This window comes from Undibacterium cyanobacteriorum (assembly GCF_031326225.1).
Taxonomy (GTDB): Bacteria; Pseudomonadota; Gammaproteobacteria; order Burkholderiales; family Burkholderiaceae_D; genus Undibacterium; species Undibacterium cyanobacteriorum.
The window spans coordinates 1878107-1898888 of sequence record NZ_CP133720.1 but is presented as its reverse complement, the minus strand read 5'-3'; the positions used below and the strand labels follow the sequence as shown (position 1 = coordinate 1898888).

The window sequence follows — 20782 nt, the reverse complement described above, 5'->3', positions numbered from 1 at the left end:
TTATTTCCTCTATCGCTGAAGTTTAAGTAGGTGTCGTTGTGCGTTGTTCAATGCGTTTTTCTGGATTGGCATTGACGACGATACGGTGAACATATATGCCCGGTGTATGTACTTCATCCGGATCGATTTCACCAATTTCAACTAACTGCTCTACTTCCACGACGGTGATTCTCCCTGCCATCGCCACGTTAGGATTAAAGTTGCGCGCTGTTTTACGATACACCAAATTGCCCGCTTTATCGGCCTTGTAGGCTTTGACCAAAGACACGTCAGCCACTAAAGAACGTTCCATGACATATTGTTGGCCATCGAATTCACGCACTTCTTTACCTTCAGCGACGATGGTACCGACACCAGTCTTGGTGAAGAATGCGGGAATGCCTGCACCGCCAGCACGTAATTTTTCTGCCAAAGTACCTTGCGGCGTGAATTCCAGTTCCAATTCGCCAGCCAAATATTGACGCTCGAATTCTTTGTTTTCGCCCACGTAGGAGGAAATCATTTTTTTGATTTGGCGTGTCGTCAACAACTGTCCCAAACCAAAACCATCAACACCCGCATTGTTCGAAATGGCCGTCAAACCAGTCTTGCCACTGTCGCGCAAAGCAGCGATCAAGGCTTCTGGAATACCGCACAAACCAAAACCGCCAACGGCGATCGTTTGGCCGTCCGCAACGATATCTGCCAAAGCAGATGCGGCGTCTGGATAGAGCTTATTCATAGGTCTCCCTTTTTTAGAAAATCACACAATGATACTCAAATGATGCGAGCAATTTATCGCAAAAGACACAGCATAGAATCCCCTCCTACGAATAGCAATACCGTAGAACTACGATAGTCGGCGACGACAAGAGTTCAGCAAGCACGCCCTCCCCGCAAATACCGCGAATAGACCTCGCATTTTGATCGTGCCCTTGAGTTCACCCTTAAGTTCCCCATTACGCTCGCCCTTAAGCTCACCCTAAAGCTGGCATTCTATACTCGCCAAGCGCGGGACTTCACGGTATGCTAGGCACGATTTTGCTCTTAGATGGCATTTCAACCAACATCATCCTCATTCACCACGCCCACCATGAGCACCAATATTGATTTCGCTGCTATTTTCGAACTCGCACCAGTCGGTATGTGTGTGTCGCAAAATCGCCGCATGATCACGTGTAACGAGGCGATGGTACAGATGTTTGGGCACAGCAAAGAACGCTTAGTCGGTGAATCCTTCCTCTTGCTGTATCCGAGCAGCGATGAGTTTGAACGCACCGGCGCTCGCTTGGTGCCGATCTTAAATGCGACCGGCTACTACTCGGATGAACGCATTATGAAACGGGCCAACCAAGAACTGTTTTGGTGCCATGTTTCCGGTCGGGCTCTTGATCCGAAAGACCCCCATGCTGGCGGGATTTGGACTTTCGAAGACCTCAGTGCGAAACGTTCGGTGTCACCCGAAATGACCGCCCGCGAACGCGAAATCGCTGCCCTCATCGTCGACGGAAAAACCAGCAAACTGATCGCACGCCAACTCGATCTCAGCCCTCGCACGGTCGAAATGTATCGCGCCAAGCTCATGAAGAAACTGCAAGCCAACAGTTCCAGCGAACTGATTAATAAGCTGCTGCGGATCAGTGCTTAGTAAGAAGTGCTGACGATCTACATTCGCGAGTACCAACTCATTGCCTGTCTCACTAGGCGGCTTTCTTTGAAAAATCTTCCTCCACTCTTTCTTCATATTCCGAGCACAAACTTAACTTTTAATATATTTTAAAAATTCATTTGGAAACGATTCCATATTTTCAAAATCCATGCTAAGCTGATTTTTGTGAAATCGTTTTCATGCATCTTTTTAAGATCATCAAAGGTCGAAATTAAGATACTGAGAATGCTTTTCACACGAGTCTCGGCTCAGCACTGAGACTCCGCTAGTTGAGTGCCCATATCACCGGCTAGTGCCCCTATGTGCTCAAATTTGCTGTGCCTTTGCTCTGTGTCGTCCGGACCGTCATAGCGCAAAACACGGATATCCCCCCCGATATTTGAGCATCCCCTATTTGCAAAGGGATACGTCACGCTGGTTCTGTTTTTTAATTTCAACAATAAAGAGAGACACTATGAACACAGTCAACATGATCACTTCCTGCCTTCAACTCAGCTCGCAATCCGATCTCCTTCCACGATCTCGCGGCCTTCAGCTTGGACTTCAATACGGTTTAACAGCCCTTGCCATCTGCCTCGGCTTCCAAGCCCATGCGGTACAGCCTTTAAGCACCAGCGGCAACAAAGTGCTCGCGGGCGGACAAGTCGCCAGTTTTGCTGGGAACAGTCTGTTTTGGAGCAATAACAATTGGGGTGGCGAGAAGTTCTACAACGCTGGTGTCGTCGCCACGCTGAAGCGCGATTGGAAATCCAATATTGTGCGCGCTGCGATGGGTGTCAACGATGACGGCGGTTATTTGCAAGACCCTGTGGCCAACAAGAATCGCGTCAAAGCTGTGGTTGATGCCGCGATCGCCAATGACATGTACGTCATCATCGACTGGCACACGCATCATGCCGAAGACTATCAAGCACAATCGATCGCCTTCTTCCAAGAAATGGCGCGAACTTACAAGGGCTACCCCAATGTCATCTATGAAATCTACAATGAACCCTTACAGATCTCGTGGAGTGGCACCATCAAACCGTACGCGAATGCGGTGATCTCTGCGATTCGCGCGATTGATCCAAACAACTTGATCATCGTTGGCACACCACAATGGTCACAAAAAGTCGATGAGGCCTCGCGCGATCCGATTACAGGTTACAAAAACATCGCTTACACCCTGCACTTCTACGCGGGCAGCCACGGTCAATATTTACGCGATTGGGCTACCACCGCCCTCAGCAATGGCATTCCTTTATTCGTGACCGAATGGGGCTCAGTCAATGCCTCTGGCGATGGCGGCGTGAATGCCGGTGAAACTGCGGCCTGGGTCGACTTCATGAAGCGCAACAACATCAGCAATGCGAATTGGTCACTCAATGACAAAGCGGAAGGTTCTTCAGCCTTAGTACCTGGTGCAAGCCCGACTGGCAATTGGAGTGCATCGCAACTCACGGCCTCAGGTACCTTGGCCAAGAACATTATCTCGATCTGGCCAGGTTCACCAACAACTTGCACCACGGTGGCCTTGCCGGGTACGGTCGAAGCCGAAGGATATTGCTCCATGTCGGGTGTACAAACGGAAACCACCAGCGATGGTGGCGGCGGACAAAACGTCGGCTACATCGATAGCGGCGATTGGATGAGCTATAGCGTTGATGTCCCTGCCGCTGGCGCTTACAAGGTCAGTTATCGTGTTGCTAGCCCGAACAGTACGGGAGTATTACAACTCGAGCAGGCCGGCGGCTCGCCCGTCTACGGCAGCGTGAATGTACCCTATACCGGCGGCTGGCAGACTTGGACCACGGTCAGCCACACCGTGAACCTCGCAGCAGGTAAACAAAATCTGGGTGTATCAGCGAAAACAGGTGGCTTTAACCTCAACTGGATTAAGTTTGAGCCAAGCACACCACCAACTGAGGGCATCACCATCCAAGGCGAAGATTACCTCGTCATGAGCGGTGTGAAGTTAGAAAACACCAGCGATGCCGGCGGTGGATTAAACGTTGGCTACATCGATGCGGGTGACTGGATGTCCTACCCTGCGGTGAACATTCCAAGCAGCGGCACTTACACGGTCGAATACCGCGTTGCCAGCCTCAACGGTGGTGGCAATCTGAGTCTGGAAGAAGCAGGCGGCACACCATCCTACGGCTCCATCAATATTCCATCGACGGGCGGATGGCAAAACTGGACCACGATTCGCCACACCGTCAATCTCAGCGCAGGCAGTCACAAATTGGGCATCAAAGCCAATAATGGTGGCTGGAATTTGAATTGGTTTAGGATTACCAAGGTGAACTGATTCACTCAGTGCAATCAGATTTTTGAAACAAAAAGAGCGTGATTGGATCTATCCGTTCACGCTCTTTTATCTACAATCGAAACTAACTCAGTTCGAAGATTCTGGTAGATAAAACAATCCCCAACCATGGCCATCGAGATCGACAAAACTATGTGAATACATAAAGCCGAGGTCTTCGGCTTGATCATACGTTGAGCCGCCCGCAGCCAAGGCATTGGCCACAAGTTGATCGACTTCTTGACGGCTTTCGCATTGTAGATTGATCAGAAATTCAACGGCCTTGCTGGTGTCACACACTTCCTTTGGCGTGAAGTCTTTAAAGCGTTGATGCGTTGTGAGCATCGCAAAAATGCTGTCGCTGATGACGATACAAGCTCCTTCATCGCCGCCAAATTTCGAGTCACTTCGAAAGCCAACCGCTTCGAAAAACGCCTTTGATTTCGCCACATCGGCCACGGGGATATTCAGAAAAATTTTCTTACTCATGTCTCAGTTCCTTGACTGCGGTTAGGCTTGAATTTGGCTTGAATTTGATTAGAATCTCTCGACTTCAACTCATAGTTTGATACATCGGCATAGAGGGTGATTAAGTCACACTCAAACCATCGTCGGCCGCAATGATAGAGCCGTTGATAAAGCGAGATTCTTCAGCGGCGAGTAGCAACAGCAAACCATCTAAATCCTCAGGCGTACCGACGCGTTTGCGTGGCAGCATGTCGATCAAGCGCTTGCCTTGTTCCGTTTGGAAATGCTCCGAATTGATTTCAGTCTCGATATAGCCAGGGCAAATGGCATTCACATTGATGCCAAATTTACCCCACTCAACCGCCATTGCCTTCGTCATCTGCACCACTGCTGCTTTACTCATGCAGTAGATGCCCAATTGTGGAATCACACGAAGGCCTGCCACCGAGGCGATATTGATAATGCGATGCTGTTTTTTGTGGTCACCCTTCGAGCGCGCAATCATACGTTTCGCCACTTCTTGCGCGACAAAAAAGGCGCCACGCTGGTTGGTATCCATCACGAAGGCATAATCTTCTGGGCTCACATCCACCAATTTCTGCTGCGTCGACACGCCAGAATTGTTAATCAAGATGTCGATCGGCCCTGCCTCGGTCTCCGCATGGGCGACCGCCGATCTGATACTGGCGTAGTCCGTCACATCCAAAGCGACCACATGCGCAGCACCGCCTTCAGCCTCGATTTCGGCACGCAATTCCTTCAATCGTTCAGTACGGCGCGATGCCAAAACCACTTCTGCGCCAGCCATTGCCAAGACCTTCGCAAAGCGTTCGCCCAAACCACTTGATGCGCCAGTTACCAATGCGACTTTACCTTCGAAATTGACTTCGATTCCCATGAAATTCTCCAAGCACAGTTAAACTTAGTTTTGCATCATACCTGCAAACATGTACTTCATGGCAAGCTCGTCACAGAAGTTTTGCTCTATCTCACCACTACCGCATCACTAACCCACCACTTGCCTACCGAGCTACCACATTTGTAAAGCACTACAAAATAGAGTCAGAGTCGCCTGTGGCAAAGCGTCACATGACACGCTCTATTTGCAGAAAGTGCGCAGACAAAGGCAGGCAAGTCACGCAAAATCTGGGATAATTCGCCCATAGCAAAAACAACACAAAGCGCGCTTTAGAAATTCACCACTAGTTTTTCGTCTTGCAGAAATACCGGACTCCCCCTAAGATCCGGTATTCAAATTAGCACGCTCGTTCCTTTTTTTTGGAAAGATCCCATAACATGACCACTTCCTCGCAAAAACTCTTAGAAGAATACGGCCCACGCGATGCCATGGAATATGACGTTGTGATCGTCGGTGCAGGCCCTGCAGGCTTGTCGGCTGCGATCAAACTCAAGCAATTGGCCAACGAAAGCGGAAAAGATATTTCCGTCGTCGTCTTAGAAAAAGGAAGCGAACCCGGCGCGCATATTTTGTCGGGCGCGATTATGGATCCGAAAGCGCTAACCGAATTATTCCCGAATTGGAAAGAACTGGGTGCGCCGCTCAATACGCCGGTCACTGAAGACGAAATCTTGGTATTAACTGAGACTAGCGCCTATCGTACGCCAAACTGGTTAGTACCAAAATGCTTTCACAATGAAGGCAACTACATCATCTCTTTGGGTAATGTCACACGTTGGTTGGCTCAACAAGCTGAGTCGCTTGGTGTCGAAGTGTTCCCGGGTTTCACAGCCGCAGAAGTGCTGTACAACGATGACGGTTCAGTCAAAGGCATTGCGACTGGCAACATGGGCGTCAATCGTGAAGGTGAAGCATCGCCATCCTTCCAGATCGGCATGGAATTGCATGCGAAATACACTTTGTTCGCAGAAGGCGCACGTGGCCATCTCGGCAAACAAATGATCGCCAAGTTTGAACTCGACAAAGGCAAAGATCCACAATCGTATGGCATCGGGATTAAAGAGCTGTGGGAAATCGATCCTAAACATCACAAACCAGGTTTGGTGGTTCATACCACTGGCTGGCCAATGTTTGATCAGTATGCAGGCTCGTTCTTATATCACCTCGAGAACAATCAGGTGGCGGTCGGTTATGTCGTTGGTTTGGCTTATGAGAATCCTTACATTTCGCCATTCGAAGAATTCCAACGCTTCAAGACTCATCCAGCAATTCGCGGCTACTTTGAAGGCGCAAAACGTTTGTCCTATGGTGCTCGTGCGATCACCGCTGGTGGCTTGCAGTCTCTACCAAAATTGACTTTCCCAGGTGGCGCTTTGATCGGATGTGATGCTGGCTTCCTCAACATGAGCCGTATCAAGGGTAGCCATGCCGCGATCAAAACAGGTATGTTAGCAGCTAACGCTGCTTTCGAAGCAGTCACAGCAGGTCGTCAACATGACGAATTGAATGCGTATAGCACAGCGTTTGAAGCCTCTTGGTTGCATGAGGAATTGCATGTCGCTCGAAACGTCAAACCATTGCTGAAACGCGGTGCTTACGGTGCACCAATGGTATGGATCGACCAAGTACTCTTGCGTGGCAAAGCACCTTGGACTTTCCGTCACTCGACACCAGATCACGCTTGCTTGCGCCCTGCTTCTGAGTTCACACCGATTAATTATCCGAAGCCTGATGGTAAGTTGACCTTCGATCGTTTGTCATCGGTATTCATCTCAAATACCAATCACGCAGAAGATCAACCAATTCATCTGACCTTGAAAGATGCGGGAGTTCCTGTCAATGTGAACTTAGCGAAATACGCAGGTCCAGAATCACGCTATTGCCCGGCTGGCGTCTATGAATTTGTGAAGAATGAAGATGGTTCAGATCGTCTGCAGATCAATTCGCAAAACTGTGTTCACTGCAAGACTTGCGATATCAAAGATCCGACCCAGAATATCGTCTGGGTCACTCCAGAAGGCGGCGGTGGCCCAAACTACTCGAGTATGTAATGACGTCGCTTGAACTAATCGTCAAGCTCAAAAATAAAAAGCCCCACTCAAATTTTGGTGGGGCTTTTTTGTATCGCAAAATAGGGTTAAATCGGGCAAATTCAGGCAGATCGAAAATCATCAGGAAAACGAGCTTGGGAACTGAATTTGAAACTGAGTTTAAAACTAAGCAAAGAATGCCACCCTACTCCAAGATCAACAAATCTAGTCGTCATCTGATCTCGCTGAATTCAATGGTTTAGCCTGCCACTCACCTTGCATGATTTTCTCAAGCCAGAAAGCACCAATCACCGTTTTCACATCGGTAATCAAACCCTCACGTACCCACTCCAAGACTTGCGTTGCTGGAGCACGGAAAGTTTCTAAGAACTCTTCTTCATCAAGCTTTGCTTCACCAGCAATCAGACCACGAGCCAGATAAATTTCGAGATGTTCATCTGAGTAAGCGATGGCGTTATGAATGGTGCAGACAAACGACCACTCTTGCGCAGTAAATCCTGTCTCCTCCTGCAATTCGCGCTTCGCGCATTCAAGATGGTCTTCACCGGGATCGATCTTCCCGGCAGGGAACTCTAAAAAGACTTGATGCAAGGGATAGCGGAATTGGCGCTCCAACAGCACGGAACCATCATCGAATAAAGGTAAGATGACAACCGCACCCGGATGCTTAATGTATTCGCGACTGACCTCAGCACCATCCGGCAAAGTAACTGTATCTTGTTCTACTTGTAGGAAATGCCCCTGATAAGCGCGCTGGCTGCTCTTCCTTATTTCAGCCAAATGCATATTCGCCGACTCACTTAAATCCAACTTTGCAGGATCAATCAAGGTATCGACAGGCTTGGACATAAACGCAGGCTACTTCTTTAGGTAGCGATAAATGAAACCAGGGAATGCAAACACGATGAACATGCAAAACGTCACCGCATAGAACTCCCAAGTTTGTGGGAACCGATTGCCAAGTTTGGATTCGAGCGCGAAGCCGAGCACACCGACCAAAAAGTAGTATGTCAGCAGTTCAATCAAACGGAGCCAAAATGGCTTTTTGGGGAAACGTTCGAGCGCAATCAGCGCAAACAAACGTTCGGAGAGGAAAGGTAAAGTCGCGAGTATCAGCGCCAGTGCAATCACCACAGAACTAAACAGCGAAACGTTCACTAGCACTTACCTAATCAAAATCAAAAAATCAGAATACTCAGGATCAAGAAGCCAAGGCGCTTCTGATTGCTTCAACGCAGCTACCCAACAATGAACCAGGCATGATACCCAAGAAGAGTACGGCCAAACCATTCACGCTGAGAACCAATTTCATATCGGTGCTCGCAACGATCGGAGATTCGTCCTGTGGTTCATCAAAATACATCACTTTCACGATACGCAAGTAGTAGAAAGCGCCAATCAGCGAGAACATGACAGCCAACACAGCCAACCAGATTTGACCTGCAGCGACAGCTGAACTAATCACGGCCAACTTCGCTGCAAAACCCATCATTGGAGGAATACCAGCCAACGAGAACATTAACAGCAACATGATGAAAGCAAACCATTTGCTACGTTTGTTCAAGCCCTTCAAATCCGCGATTTCTTCTGCCTCAAAACCTTTGCGAGACAACAAAAGAATCATACCGAACGTGCCCAAAGTCGTCATCACGTAGGTAATCGAATAGAACATTGAAGCACTATAAGCTTCCACTGCCAAGGCCGGGCTTGCATTGGAAACGCCAGACGCAAAACCTAGGAGCATGAAACCCATTTGAGAAATGGTTGAATAGGCCAACATACGCTTCAAATTCGTCTGCGCAATTGCAGTGATGTTACCGACCGCCATCGACAACACCGCCAACACAATGAGCATTTGCTGCCATTGAATCACTTGAGGGAACAAACCTTCTGCAAGCACACGATAGCAAATAGCAAAAGCTGCAAGTTTAGGAGCGCCACCCAAGAGCAAAGTGACTACCGTTGGAGAGCCTTGATAAACGTCTGGTACCCACATATGGAAAGGCACAACACCGAGTTTGAACGCCAAACCAGCCACCACAAAAACAATACCAAAGGTCAAAATTGTTTTGTTCGCTGTGACCTTCGCTGCTTCTGTCGCAATCACGTTCAAATTCAAACTACCTGTGGCACCGTAGATCATCGAGATACCATACAACAAGAAACCAGAGGCCAAAGCACCGAGGACGAAATACTTCATCGCAGCTTCAGTCGATACAGTATGGTTGCGACGCAGGGCAACCAATGCATACAGAGCCAAAGACATCAATTCCAAACCGAGGTAAATCACCAACATGTTATTGCCGGAAATCATAAACATTTGACCCAGCAAGGCGAACATGGCGATCACGTAAATCTCACCACCGAGAATACCACTCGTCATACCGCGATCACTCGCATATTGGCGACCATAAATGAACGTGACACCGACGGCAATGTAAGAGAACAGTTTCATCAAATTCGACATCGCATCTGAAACAAACATATTGTTGCTCAGGTAGACCGATGAAGGCGTCGACACATACATGGTCAACAAGCCACAAACGCCGATACTCAGTAAACTCAACGCATACGTAACATTGCGTTTGTCTTCGCCTAGAAACATGTCGATCACAAGGACCGCGCAAATTGCTAGGATCAAGAACACTTCTGGATAAAGTTGTAGTGGTATCAGGTTCATATTATTTATTTCTACTTACATTTATCGTTGCTTCAGTAAGGTTTTCCAAGCTGAAGCTATTCAATCACTGGTCTCTCATACACGAGATGACCGAAACCGTTTTACATTGGCAATTTCGAGGTCGCCACGTGCTTAAGCAAATCACTGACAGAAACTTGCATTGCATCAGTCACTGGACCTGGGTAGCAACCCATAACGATGACAGCAATCGCAAGTACGCCTAACATGAAGAACTCACGCTTATTCAAATCATTGAGCTTGGCCACATGATCGTGTGTAATCGCACCAAAGATCACACGTTTCGCCATCCACAAGGAATATGCCGCACCAAAGATCAAAGCGGTGGCTGCCATCAAGCCAATCCAGAAATTGAACTTCACTGCACCAATAATGACCATGAATTCACCGACGAACCCAGACGTCGCTGGCAAGCCGCAGTTGGCCATGGAGAAAAGAATAAAGAACGCTGCAAACTTCGGCATGGTGTTCACCACACCACCGTAGTCAGCAATTTCACGAGAGTGAACGCGATCATACAAAACACCAATACACAAGAACATCGCCGCGGACACAAAGCCGTGGGAAATCATTTGCACTACAGCGCCCTGCACTGCCATCTCGTTAAACATGAAGAAACCGAGCGTAACAAAACCCATGTGCGCGATCGAGGAATAAGCCACCAGCTTCTTCATATCCTTTTGCACCAGGGCGACTAAGCCGATATAAATCACAGCAATCAAGGAAAGAGTGATCATCAACCCTGCCAAGGAATGACTCGCATCTGGCGCGATCGGCAAGGAGAACCGCAAGAAACCATACGCACCGAGTTTCAACATGATCGCGGCCAAGACGACTGAACCACCAGTTGGCGCTTCAACGTGGGCATCTGGCAACCATGTATGCACTGGCCACATCGGTACCTTCACCGCAAACGCCATCAAGAATGCGACGAAAAGCATAATCTGGACGTCAAGCGGCAACGGCAAACGGTGCCAAGCAGCGATTTCAAAGCTACCGGATTTCAAATACAAATAGACGATTGCGACCAAGGTCAACAAGGAACCCAACAAGGTGTACAAGAAGAACTTGAACGCGGCGTAGACGCGATTTGGACCACCCCATACACCAACAATGATGTACATCGGAATCAAAGTCGCTTCAAAGAACACGTAGAACAACAAGCCGTCCGTGGCGCAGAACACACCAATCATCAAACCCGACAAAATCAGGAACGCGCCCATATACTGAGCAACATTCTTCTCGATCACTTCCCATGCTGCAATAACGACGATGACCGTTGTGAATGCGGTCAATGGCACCAACCACATAGCCAAACCGTCGACACCCAGTGCGTAGAGCGCGTTAAAGCGCGTGATCCAACTCATTTTTTCAACGAATTGCAAACCATGCGCTGCGTTATCAAAATTTGTTACCAATGGAATGGTCACGGCGAAGCTAGCAAGCGCACCAACGAGTGAAAGCAAGCGTACGAAACCCGCATTTTTGTCACGTCCTACGGCGAGTACACATATACCGAAGACAATAGGAACCCAAATCGCTAGGCTTAGTAAGGGAGTATTTGACAGCATCATAATTTTCTTTTTTTCGTCACTTATTTAGTCACTGTTGAGCAACTCTAAAAACTGAAGTCACTATCTTGTTATTTCGAGAACGGCAAAGGCATGAAATACAACAAGAATGCGAGTACGCCTAGGATCATTACAAACGCATAGTGATAAATGAAACCTGTTTGGAACAAGCGCACCACTTTCGAAAACAGGCCCACCAGTTTTGCACTTCCATTGACCACTAAACCATCGATCAGACCCTTGTCACCAACGTTCCACAAACCGCCGCCGAGCAATCGTGCACCGCCAGCAAAAACGATCTCATTGAAACGATCCATGTAATACTTGTTCTCAAGAATGTTGTACAAAACGCTGGCTCTTACTTTGATTGCAGCAGGAATCGACGGCTTCACCATGTAGAAGAAGTAGGCTGTCGCGACACCGGCAAGTGCTAACCAGAATGGCTTCGTCTGCAACGCATGAATACCCATTGCTTGCCAACCGTGGAATTCATGCGCCAACTCTTCCATTGCTGGATGTGCGTGGTGATCAACAAAAATGACGCCTTTGAAGAAATCGCCGAACAACATTGGTTCGATTGTATATAAACCGATCAACAAGGATGGCACTGCCAACAAGACCAAAGGTACCCATACAACCGCTGGCGATTCATGAGGTTTTTCGCCGGGTGCCAAGCCGTGGTGATGTCCGTCGTCGTGGTGATCGTCATGACCGTGATGTGCGTGTCCAAAGTTTTCCTTACCATGGAATACCAAGAAGTACATACGGAATGAATAGAACGCCGTCACAAACACACCGGCTAACACCGCGAATTGAGCGAAGCTGGAACCAGCCAAATGGGATGCCATGACTGCTTCAATAATCGAATCCTTCGAGTAAAAACCAGAGAAGAATGGTGTACCGATCAAAGCCAAGGAACCAATCAAGGACGTGAACCATGTCTTAGGCATGTATTTCCACAAGCCACCCATATTGCGGATATCTTGATCATGGTGCATACCAATAATCACAGAGCCAGCTGCCAAGAACAGCAAAGCTTTAAAGAAAGCATGTGTCATCAAATGGAATACCGCAACGGAATATGCCGACGCGCCAAGAGCAACCGTCATATAACCCAACTGAGACAAAGTCGAGTAAGCAACCACGCGCTTTATATCATTTTGAATAATGCCCATGAAGCCCATGAACAATGCTGTAATCGCACCGATAGTCATGATAAAACTTAGCGCGGTGTCAGACATTTCGAACAATGGCGACATACGTGCCACCATGAAGATACCAGCCGTCACCATCGTCGCCGCGTGAATCAAGGCAGAAATCGGTGTTGGACCTTCCATTGAATCTGGCAACCACACATGCAATGGGAACTGCGCGGATTTACCCATCGCGCCTACGAACAAGCAGATGCATGCGACTGTAATCAACATCCAGTCTGTGCCAGGCAAAGTCAAAGGAGCGAGTGCCTCTTTTTTGGCAAACACTTCGGCATAGTTCATGGATCCAGCATACGCCACCAACAAACCGATACCGAGAATAAAACCAAAGTCACCGACACGATTGACCAAGAATGCTTTCATGTTCGCGTAAATCGCTGTTGGCTTGGTGTACCAGAAACCAATCAACAAATATGACACCAAACCGACTGCTTCCCAGCCGAAGAACAATTGCAAGAAGTTGTTGCTCATGACCAGCATCAACATCGAGAACGTGAACAAAGAAATATATGCGAAGAAGCGGTTATAACCTTCGTCTTCAGCCATATACCCAATAGTGTAAATGTGTACCATTAAGGAGACAAAAGTCACAACGCACATCATCATGGCGGTCAAACTGTCGACCAAGAAGCCAACTTCTAACTTCATGCCGCCCACGTTCATCCATTGATACAAAGTGCCATTGTACGAGGCACCGTTGATCACATCAGACAAGGTCATTGCCGACAGGATGAAGGACACAAGCACGCCAAGAATCGTAATCGTGTGAGTTGTCTTGCGACCAATGAGGTTGCCAAAGAACTTGGTACCAAGCAGACCAGCAATCGCTGCACCAGCCAAAGGTGCTAGAGGTACTGCTAACAGTAAATGTGGGTTAAGTTGCCCCGCCATATCGACCCTTTTTTATTTTATATCTTCAAACTTAAATACCTTGATGAGCGACTCGCAATGCATCAACGCACCGAGTCCATGCTTTTAGCCCTTCAAGGTACCCAGATCTTCTACGTTGATGGTGTCCAAATTACGGAACATGACCACCAAAATCGCTAAGCCAATTGCTGATTCCGCCGCCGCCACAGTTAGGATAAAGAAGACAAAAATCTGCCCTGCTGTGTCACCTAAGTAATGCGAAAAAGCGACGAAATTCATATTGACGGCCAGCAGCATCAATTCAATCGCCATCAGTAAAACGATGATGTTTTTGCGATTCATGAAAATACCAACCACCGAAATCGCGAATAGAATCGCGCCCAAGATCAAAAAATGTGTCAAGCTCAACGCCATTTACGCACCTGTATTCTCTGCAGATTGTTCCGCTGCCGCGCCATTAGCACGATCGGACTCTGCTTTCATGTTGACCAAGCGTACGCGATCATTACGCTTCACTTTCACTGCGGCTGCAGGATCAAAATACTTACTATCTTTACGACGGCGCAAAGTAAGCGCGACGGCAGCAACAATCGCCAAAAATAAAATCGCTGCAGCCACTTCGAAGGCCAAAACATAATTAGTAAAAATCTCAATACCCAACACTTTGGTGTTACCCACGTTAGCCGCATTTGCTGGTACCGCGTTGTCTGGGCGTAAAAAACCTTTAAGTAAAACTGCCGACATTTCAAAAGCGATCACCAACCCAACGATCGCTGCTAGTGGCAAACGCCCCCAGAATCCTTCACGCAATTTATCCATGTTAATGTCGAGCATCATCACGACGAACAGGAACAACACCATCACGGCGCCAACATAGACTAATACCAAGACGATCGCCAAAAACTCGGCTTGCAGCAGCATCCAAATGCCCGCAGCACTGAAGAAAGACAGAACCAAGAACAAAGCCGCGTGCACAGGGCTACGTGCCGTGATCACTTGAGTCGCTGCCAAAACCAAGATTGCAGCAAACACATAAAATAAAGCAGTCGTAAAATCCATATGAACTTCTTCCTGGTTAGCGGTATTTCGCGTCAGCTTGACGTGCTGCCGCAATTTCAGGTTCGTAACGATCGCCCACTGCGAGCAACATCTCTTTCGTGAAATACAGGTCACCGCGCTTCTCGCCGTGGTATTCCAATACGTGCGTCTCAACGATGGAATCAACCGGACAAGACTCTTCGCAAAATCCGCAGAAAATACACTTCGTCAAATCGATGTCATAACGTGTGGTACGACGAGAACCGTCTTCACGCTGGTCCGATTCAATTGTAATCGCCATGGCTGGACACACTGCTTCGCACAATTTACATGCAATGCAACGCTCCTCACCGTTAGGGTAGCGACGCAAAGCGTGCAAGCCGCGGAATCGTGGAGACTGCGGTGTTTTCTCTTCAGGGAATTGCACTGTAATTTTGCGTGCGAACATATAGCGCCCGGTCAACGCCAAGCCCTTGATCAGTTCACGCAACATTAAGCTGCCAAAAAAGTCTTTAATCGCTTCCATTATTTACTTCCATTTATTCTGTACTTAGTCAGCTCTTACTCTTGTGCTTGCAATTCAAAAACAAGCAAAACATATTTTGCTGGTGTGCTTACTTCCAAATATTCCAAGAAGTTTGCATCCATGCGCCAACAATGACGAGATACACCAAAGTCAGAGGAATAAACACTTTCCAGCCTAAGCGCATAATTTGATCGTAACGATAGCGTGGGAATGAAGCACGTGCCCAAATGAACATCGAGACAACCACAAAAGTTTTAATTCCAAGCCAGATCCAACCAGGAATATAGGCTAACAAGCCCAACACCGGTACTTCATGACCAATTGGAGAATTCCAACCGCCCAGGAACATGATCGATGCCAAAGCGGAGATCAAAATCATGTTGGCGTATTCAGCCAAGAAGAACATCGCGAACGACATACCGGAGTATTCAACCATGTGACCCGCAACGATTTCAGACTCACCTTCAACGACGTCGAATGGGTGACGATTGGTTTCAGCGATACCGGAAATTACATAAATCACGAACATCGGCAACAAAGGCAACCAGTTCCAAGACAGGAAGCTCCAACCGCGTTCGGCGAAATAACCTTTCATCTGGCCATTCACGACGTCAGTTAAATTCAAACTACCAGAAACCATGAGAACGACGACCAAAACGAAGCCCATGGCGATTTCGTAAGAAACCATTTGCGCAGAAGCACGCATCGCACCCAAGAACGCATACTTGGAATTAGACGCCCAACCTGCAATGATGATGCCGTAGACTTCCATCGATGTGATGGCCATGATCAACAACAAACCAGCATTGACGTTAGCCAAAACAATATCCGGACCAAACGGCACCACTGACCAAGCCGCTAAAGCCGGCATAATTGTCATAATTGGTGCCAATACGAACAATACTTTGTTGGCTTTTGCTGGAACAATGATCTCTTTCAAGAGCAATTTCAAAGCATCGGCGATTGGCTGCAACAAGCCAGCAGGACCGACGCGATTTGGACCGAGGCGCACGTGCATCCAACCGATCATCTTGCGTTCCCACAAAGTCAGGTAAGCAACAGCACCCAACAAAGGCAAAGTCACGCAAACAATCTTGATTAAGGTCCACACCAACGGCCACAAACCACCGAGATACTGCACACCGTAACTTTGAATGGTATCGAGGAAATTCATTATGCACGCTCCACACTAATTGGGCCAAACATCGCACCCAGTTGATGCGTCGCCAACACACCAGCGGCAACACGCACTACCGTTGCCGGCAAAGATTTATCGAGGGCTGCTGGCATCACAATCGATGCTGCACCTTGTGTCAACTTAACGAAATCGCCTGCATTGATCGCGAGACGCGCAAACTCAGCAGAGCTCAAATACACACTACTTGCTGCTTTCGCATCCGCAGTACGCTGCAGGGATTCCGAACGACGAACGATGGCGTCTGTCGCATAAATATTGACATCAGAAACGCGCTCCAAACCTGCTGCCGCTGCAGAGACTTTCACTGCAACCTCAACTTTGTTGTTGAGTTTCGAAGACAGATCTGTTTGACCTTGCCCCAACACTTCGTCACGCACAGCTTCAGAAGTTTCGTAGTCAAATTTTTCGAGCCCCAAGAGGTTACCCAACACACGCAATACTTTCCATGCTGGGCGCGTATCACCCAAAGGTTTCACCACCCCATGGAAACTCTGCGCGCGACCTTCGCAGTTGACGAAAGTGCCTGCCGTTTCAGTGAATGGAGAGACTGGCAATAAGACATCCGCATATTCCATGCCTTGTTTGTATGGCGACATTACAACCACCATGTCGGCTTGCGCCAATACGGCATTAGCCTGATTCGCATCGGCGAAATCATGATTCGCTTCGGCATTCAACACCAATACCGCTTTACGATCAGCGCTGAGGACAGCACTTGCATCGCTAGGAACTGCGCCAACCAAGTGCGCGCCAACTGTGTTTGCAGCTTCAGTCAAGTAGCCAAAACCGAGGTTGGCATGTTGTGCAATCCATTGCGCCAAAGCGTGAATTTCGCTTGCATTCGGGAGTTGTGCAGCCGTATTTCCGAGGAATACGCCACCTTTGTTGTCTTCATTTGCACTTAGTAAGCTATTGGCGATGGCTTGCGCTGCGTCACTAACACTGACTTCTGGCAAACCTGCTGGCTTCGCGATTTGTTTCGCGGCGGCGATCGCTGTCGCAATTTCCGCTAAGAACGCTGTCCACGCTGATGGCGCCAATACCGCTTTGTTGCTGACTTTCATCAACAACTCATCATCCGTCGCGTTCAAGACGCTGAGTTTGGTACCGGACTTAATTGCTTGACGCAAGCGAGCTGCCAACAATGGATGATCTTTGCGCAGGAAAGAACCGATCACGAATACTTGTTTCAATTGCGCGAAATCAGCAATCGACATACCCAACCAAGGAGTCACTTTACCTGTCAAGCTGAAGTCAGATTGGCGCAAACGTGTTTCGATATGACTAGAACCCATACCGCGTACCACTTTTGCCAACAAACTCAACTCTTCAACAGTGGAGTTCGCGGTCGCAACGGCTGCAATACTATTCGCACCATGTTCGTGACGCACATTCTTCAAGCCATGCGCGACATATTCCAAGGCTGTTTGCCAATCAACTTCTTGCCACTGACCACCCTGCTTCAACATCGGCTTAGTCAAACGATCTTCAGTGTTCAAGCCTTCGTAAGCGAAGCGATCTTTATCAGAGATCCAGCATTCATTGATCGCATCGTTTTCCAAAGGCACGACACGCATCACTTTGTTGTTCTTCACTTGAACGATCAGGTTAGAACCCAAACCGTCATGCGCGCTCACCGATTTGCGGCGGGACAATTCCCAAGTACGTGCCGAGTAGCGGAATGGTTTGGATGTCAATGCACCGACTGGGCAGAGATCAATCATGTTACCGGACAATTCGGAATCAACTGTCTTACCAACAAAGGAAGTAATTTCAGAATGTTCGCCACGATTAAGCATGCCCAATTCCATCACACCAGCGATTTCTTGACCGAAACGGACGCAGCGTGTGCAGTGAATGCAGCGGCTCATCTCTTCCATTGAAATCAATGGGCCAACGTTCTTGTGGAATACGACGCGCTTTTCTTCTTGGTAGCGGGATTTTGTTTTGCCGTAACCAACCGCCAAATCTTGTAATTGGCACTCACCGCCTTGATCGCAAATCGGGCAATCCAGCGGATGGTTGATTAACAAAAATTCCATCACGTCTTTTTGTGCTTTGGTCGCCTTGTCGCTATTGGAGCGCACGATCATGCCTTGAGTCACAGGTGTGGCGCAGGCTGGCAAAGGCTTTGGCGCCTTTTCAACTTCAACCAAACACATACGGCAGTTTGCCGCGATCGACAGTTTCTTGTGATAGCAAAAGTGCGGAATGTAAGTGCCAAGCTTATTGGCGGCTTCCATGACCATGCTGCCCGCAGGGACTTCTACTTTCTTGCCGTCTATTTCAATTTCAACCATGGTGTGCTCTAGGTACGCTAAGCGAATAATTTTTTCAGACTAGGATCACGCAATCCTAATCAACACATTTTTTTACAGATACGTCGGCACTAAGCAATGCTTATGCTCGATGTGATACTCAAACTCTTCACGGAAATTCTTAATGAACGCACGCACAGGCATTGCGGCAGCATCACCCAAGGCACAAATTGTGCGACCTTGAATACCATCCGCCACTGCATTCAACATATCTAAATCTTCTGGGCGGCCTTGACCGTTTTCGATGCGATGGACCATGCGATACAACCAACCTGTACCTTCGCGGCAAGGCGTACATTGTCCGCAAGACTCTTCAAAATAGAAGTAGGACAAACGCAACAAAGATTTGACCATGCAACGTGTTTCGTCCATCACGATCACAGCGCCAGAACCCAACATCGATCCTGCTTTCGCAATCGAATCGTAGTCCATGTCCGTCGCCATCATGACTTCACCAGTCAGCACTGGCATCGAGGAACCACCTGGAATAACCGCTTTGATTTTTTTACCATCGCGCATACCGCCTGCTAATTCCAGCAAGGTAGCGAACGGCGTTCCAAGCGGGACTTCATAGTTACCTGGTTTCGCCACGTCACCCGACATGGAGAAAATCTTTGTGCCACCGTTGTTCGGCTTACCCAAAGCAGCATACGCTTCACCGCCCATCGCCAAAACGAAAGGCACAGCGGCGAATGTTTCGGTGTTATTGATCGTCGTTGGTTTGCCATATAAACCGAAACTCGCTGGGAATGGCGGTTTGAAGCGTGGCTGACCTTTCTTACCTTCGAGAGACTCTAACAAAGCAGTTTCTTCGCCGCAGATGTACGCACCATAACCATGGAAGGCGTGCAATTGGAAAGAAAAATCCGAACCATGAATGCGATCACCCAACATACCGGCCGCACGCGCTTCTTCCAGCGCCTCTTCAAAACGGTCGTAGTCAGCAAAAATCTCACCGTGAATGTAGTTATAGCCTACCGTAATGCCCATCGCGTAAGCACCGATGGCCATACCTTCAATTAATGCATGCGGGTTATAGCGAATGATGTCACGATCTTTGAATGTACCTGGCTCGCCTTCGTCCGTATTACAGACGAGGTATTTTTGGCCTGGAAATTGACGTGGCATGAAGCTCCACTTCAAGCCGGTTGGGAAACCCGCACCACCACGACCACGCAAGGAGGATGCCTTCAACTCTGCGATCACTTGTTCAGGGGGGATTTTTTCGTCGAGAATACGTTTCAAAGACTGATAGCCACCACGTGCTACATAGTCTTGCAAGTGCCAGTTTTTACCGTCTAATCCGGCGAGAATCAATGGCTTGATATGGCGATTATGTAGACTCGTCATTATTTACCCGCCTCTGCTGTTTGATTCAGTTCACTCACCAATGCGTCGATCTTGTCATTCGACATGAAGCTGCACATACGCTTGTTGTTAACCAACATGACTGGCGCATCGCCGCACGCGCCCATGCATTCACCTTCCATCAAAGTGAATTTGCCATCGGCGGAGGTTTCTTTATAATCGAGACCTAATTTTTGTTTCAAGTGATGTGCCGCACGTTCACCACCGGACAGAGCGCAAGGCAAGTTGGTGCAAACGGTGATCTTGTACTGACCAACTGGTTTGGTGTTATACATGTTGTAGAAGGTTGCCACTTCTTGTACGGCCACCGCTGGCATGCCAATGTAATCAGCCACGAATTGCATCACTTCTGGAGACAACCAATTGGTTTCATCCTGAGCGATAGCCAAAGCCGCCATGACCGCCGATTGTCTTTGGTCCGCTGGAAACTTCGCTAATTCGCGATCAATTTTCTTTAATGCTTGCTCTGATAGGATCATCGCTCTTGCCTCAACTATTAGCTCGTCGTGCGAGCCAATCTTTCATCAATTTTTATTTCTTTAGTCTTACTTGATTTTGCATATTGCGTTCGGCAACTATGGCTAACACGCATGACTCAATCATTCAAA

The 20782-nt window shown here is 48.2% G+C and carries 18 protein-coding genes; 3 read left to right on the top strand and 15 right to left on the bottom strand.

The features are described from left to right. Nucleotides 1-22: 22 nt before the first annotated feature. Entirely contained in the window at nucleotides 23-721 is a 699-nt protein-coding gene (locus tag RF679_RS07830; RefSeq protein ID WP_309483658.1) for a CoA transferase subunit A, read from the bottom strand. A gap of 351 nt (nucleotides 722-1072) precedes the next feature. On the opposite strand from RF679_RS07830, the gene RF679_RS07825 reads away from it, so the two are divergent. After that, a complete protein-coding gene (locus tag RF679_RS07825; RefSeq protein WP_309483657.1) occupies nucleotides 1073-1627 on the top strand; it encodes a LuxR C-terminal-related transcriptional regulator in 555 nt (184 codons plus the stop codon). 475 nt (nucleotides 1628-2102) lie between these two features. Next, on the top strand, nucleotides 2103-3938 hold the full coding sequence (locus RF679_RS07820; RefSeq protein ID WP_309483656.1) for a carbohydrate-binding protein: 1836 nt from the start codon (nucleotides 2103-2105) through the stop codon (nucleotides 3936-3938). 87 nt (nucleotides 3939-4025) lie between these two features. Here the strand turns inward: RF679_RS07820 and RF679_RS07815 are convergent, their stop codons facing one another. Beyond that, entirely contained in the window at nucleotides 4026-4424 is a 399-nt protein-coding gene (locus RF679_RS07815) for a VOC family protein (protein ID WP_309483655.1), read from the bottom strand. 100 nt (nucleotides 4425-4524) lie between these two features. After that, on the bottom strand, nucleotides 4525-5301 hold the full coding sequence (locus RF679_RS07810) for an SDR family oxidoreductase (RefSeq protein WP_309483654.1): 777 nt from the start codon (nucleotides 5299-5301) through the stop codon (nucleotides 4525-4527). Nucleotides 5302-5699: 398 nt separating this feature from the next. On the opposite strand from RF679_RS07810, the gene RF679_RS07805 reads away from it, so the two are divergent. After that, nucleotides 5700-7373, top strand: a complete 1674-nt coding sequence (locus RF679_RS07805; RefSeq protein ID WP_309483653.1) for an electron transfer flavoprotein-ubiquinone oxidoreductase — start codon at nucleotides 5700-5702, stop codon at nucleotides 7371-7373. Nucleotides 7374-7577: 204 nt separating this feature from the next. Here RF679_RS07805 and RF679_RS07800 read toward each other — a convergent pair whose 3' ends face one another. The 12 genes from RF679_RS07800 to nuoE all read right to left on the bottom strand — a co-directional run bounded on the left by RF679_RS07800 (nucleotide 7578) and on the right by nuoE (nucleotide 20653). Continuing rightward, the gene (locus RF679_RS07800) at nucleotides 7578-8159 is read right to left on the bottom strand and encodes an NUDIX hydrolase (protein ID WP_309483984.1); all 582 of its coding nucleotides are present in this window, start codon (nucleotides 8157-8159) and stop codon (nucleotides 7578-7580) included. 72 nt (nucleotides 8160-8231) lie between these two features. Then, entirely contained in the window at nucleotides 8232-8531 is a 300-nt protein-coding gene (locus RF679_RS07795; RefSeq protein ID WP_309483652.1) for a DUF2818 family protein, read from the bottom strand. A 43-nt stretch (nucleotides 8532-8574) separates the two neighbouring features. Next, nucleotides 8575-10053, bottom strand: a complete 1479-nt coding sequence (gene nuoN, locus RF679_RS07790) for an NADH-quinone oxidoreductase subunit NuoN (protein WP_309483651.1) — start codon at nucleotides 10051-10053, stop codon at nucleotides 8575-8577. A 101-nt stretch (nucleotides 10054-10154) separates the two neighbouring features. Then, nucleotides 10155-11645, bottom strand: a complete 1491-nt coding sequence (locus tag RF679_RS07785) for an NADH-quinone oxidoreductase subunit M (protein WP_309483650.1) — start codon at nucleotides 11643-11645, stop codon at nucleotides 10155-10157. A 68-nt stretch (nucleotides 11646-11713) separates the two neighbouring features. Then, nucleotides 11714-13747: an NADH-quinone oxidoreductase subunit L gene (gene nuoL, locus RF679_RS07780; RefSeq protein WP_309483649.1), complete on the bottom strand. Its 2034-nt coding sequence runs from the start codon at nucleotides 13745-13747 to the stop codon at nucleotides 11714-11716. 84 nt (nucleotides 13748-13831) lie between these two features. Beyond that, nucleotides 13832-14140 carry an NADH-quinone oxidoreductase subunit NuoK gene (gene nuoK / locus RF679_RS07775; RefSeq protein WP_309483648.1) on the bottom strand — a complete coding sequence of 103 codons (309 nt, stop codon included), beginning with the start codon at nucleotides 14138-14140 and terminating at the stop codon, nucleotides 13832-13834. Then, on the bottom strand, nucleotides 14141-14785 hold the full coding sequence (locus tag RF679_RS07770) for an NADH-quinone oxidoreductase subunit J (protein ID WP_309483647.1): 645 nt from the start codon (nucleotides 14783-14785) through the stop codon (nucleotides 14141-14143). 16 nt (nucleotides 14786-14801) lie between these two features. Then, complete coding sequence (gene nuoI, locus RF679_RS07765) at nucleotides 14802-15290, bottom strand: NADH-quinone oxidoreductase subunit NuoI (protein WP_186889854.1); 489 nt, start codon at nucleotides 15288-15290, stop codon at nucleotides 14802-14804. 88 nt (nucleotides 15291-15378) lie between these two features. Further along, nucleotides 15379-16464, bottom strand: a complete 1086-nt coding sequence (gene nuoH, locus RF679_RS07760) for an NADH-quinone oxidoreductase subunit NuoH (protein ID WP_309483646.1) — start codon at nucleotides 16462-16464, stop codon at nucleotides 15379-15381. After that, a complete protein-coding gene (gene nuoG, locus RF679_RS07755) occupies nucleotides 16464-18788 on the bottom strand; it encodes an NADH-quinone oxidoreductase subunit NuoG (protein ID WP_309483645.1) in 2325 nt (774 codons plus the stop codon). The genes nuoH and nuoG overlap by 1 nt, the downstream gene beginning before the upstream one ends. A gap of 72 nt (nucleotides 18789-18860) precedes the next feature. After that, the gene (gene nuoF / locus RF679_RS07750; protein ID WP_309483644.1) at nucleotides 18861-20156 is read right to left on the bottom strand and encodes an NADH-quinone oxidoreductase subunit NuoF; all 1296 of its coding nucleotides are present in this window, start codon (nucleotides 20154-20156) and stop codon (nucleotides 18861-18863) included. Further along, complete coding sequence (gene nuoE, locus RF679_RS07745; RefSeq protein WP_309483643.1) at nucleotides 20156-20653, bottom strand: NADH-quinone oxidoreductase subunit NuoE; 498 nt, start codon at nucleotides 20651-20653, stop codon at nucleotides 20156-20158. Before nuoE ends, nuoF begins: the two co-directional genes overlap by 1 nt. Nucleotides 20654-20782 lie beyond the last annotated feature (129 nt).

What these genes read in the sequence shown, in the direction of transcription:
- RF679_RS07830 (WP_309483658.1), bottom strand. Translation starts at nt 721, where the DNA reads ATGAATAAGCTCTATCCAGACGCCGCATCTGCTTTGGCAGATATCGTT.
- RF679_RS07825 (WP_309483657.1), top strand. Translation starts at nt 1,073, where the DNA reads ATGAGCACCAATATTGATTTCGCTGCTATTTTCGAACTCGCACCAGTC.
- RF679_RS07820 (WP_309483656.1), top strand. Translation starts at nt 2,103, where the DNA reads ATGAACACAGTCAACATGATCACTTCCTGCCTTCAACTCAGCTCGCAA.
- RF679_RS07815 (WP_309483655.1), bottom strand. Translation starts at nt 4,424, where the DNA reads ATGAGTAAGAAAATTTTTCTGAATATCCCCGTGGCCGATGTGGCGAAA.
- RF679_RS07810 (WP_309483654.1), bottom strand. Translation starts at nt 5,301, where the DNA reads ATGGGAATCGAAGTCAATTTCGAAGGTAAAGTCGCATTGGTAACTGGC.
- RF679_RS07805 (WP_309483653.1), top strand. Translation starts at nt 5,700, where the DNA reads ATGACCACTTCCTCGCAAAAACTCTTAGAAGAATACGGCCCACGCGAT.
- RF679_RS07800 (WP_309483984.1), bottom strand. Translation starts at nt 8,159, where the DNA reads ATGCATTTGGCTGAAATAAGGAAGAGCAGCCAGCGCGCTTATCAGGGG.
- nuoN (WP_309483651.1), bottom strand. Translation starts at nt 10,053, where the DNA reads ATGAACCTGATACCACTACAACTTTATCCAGAAGTGTTCTTGATCCTA.
- RF679_RS07785 (WP_309483650.1), bottom strand. Translation starts at nt 11,645, where the DNA reads ATGATGCTGTCAAATACTCCCTTACTAAGCCTAGCGATTTGGGTTCCT.
- nuoL (WP_309483649.1), bottom strand. Translation starts at nt 13,747, where the DNA reads ATGGCGGGGCAACTTAACCCACATTTACTGTTAGCAGTACCTCTAGCA.
- nuoK (WP_309483648.1), bottom strand. Translation starts at nt 14,140, where the DNA reads ATGGCGTTGAGCTTGACACATTTTTTGATCTTGGGCGCGATTCTATTC.
- RF679_RS07770 (WP_309483647.1), bottom strand. Translation starts at nt 14,785, where the DNA reads ATGGATTTTACGACTGCTTTATTTTATGTGTTTGCTGCAATCTTGGTT.
- nuoI (WP_186889854.1), bottom strand. Translation starts at nt 15,290, where the DNA reads ATGGAAGCGATTAAAGACTTTTTTGGCAGCTTAATGTTGCGTGAACTG.
- nuoH (WP_309483646.1), bottom strand. Translation starts at nt 16,464, where the DNA reads ATGAATTTCCTCGATACCATTCAAAGTTACGGTGTGCAGTATCTCGGT.
- nuoG (WP_309483645.1), bottom strand. Translation starts at nt 18,788, where the DNA reads ATGGTTGAAATTGAAATAGACGGCAAGAAAGTAGAAGTCCCTGCGGGC.
- nuoF (WP_309483644.1), bottom strand. Translation starts at nt 20,156, where the DNA reads ATGACGAGTCTACATAATCGCCATATCAAGCCATTGATTCTCGCCGGA.
- nuoE (WP_309483643.1), bottom strand. Translation starts at nt 20,653, where the DNA reads ATGATCCTATCAGAGCAAGCATTAAAGAAAATTGATCGCGAATTAGCG.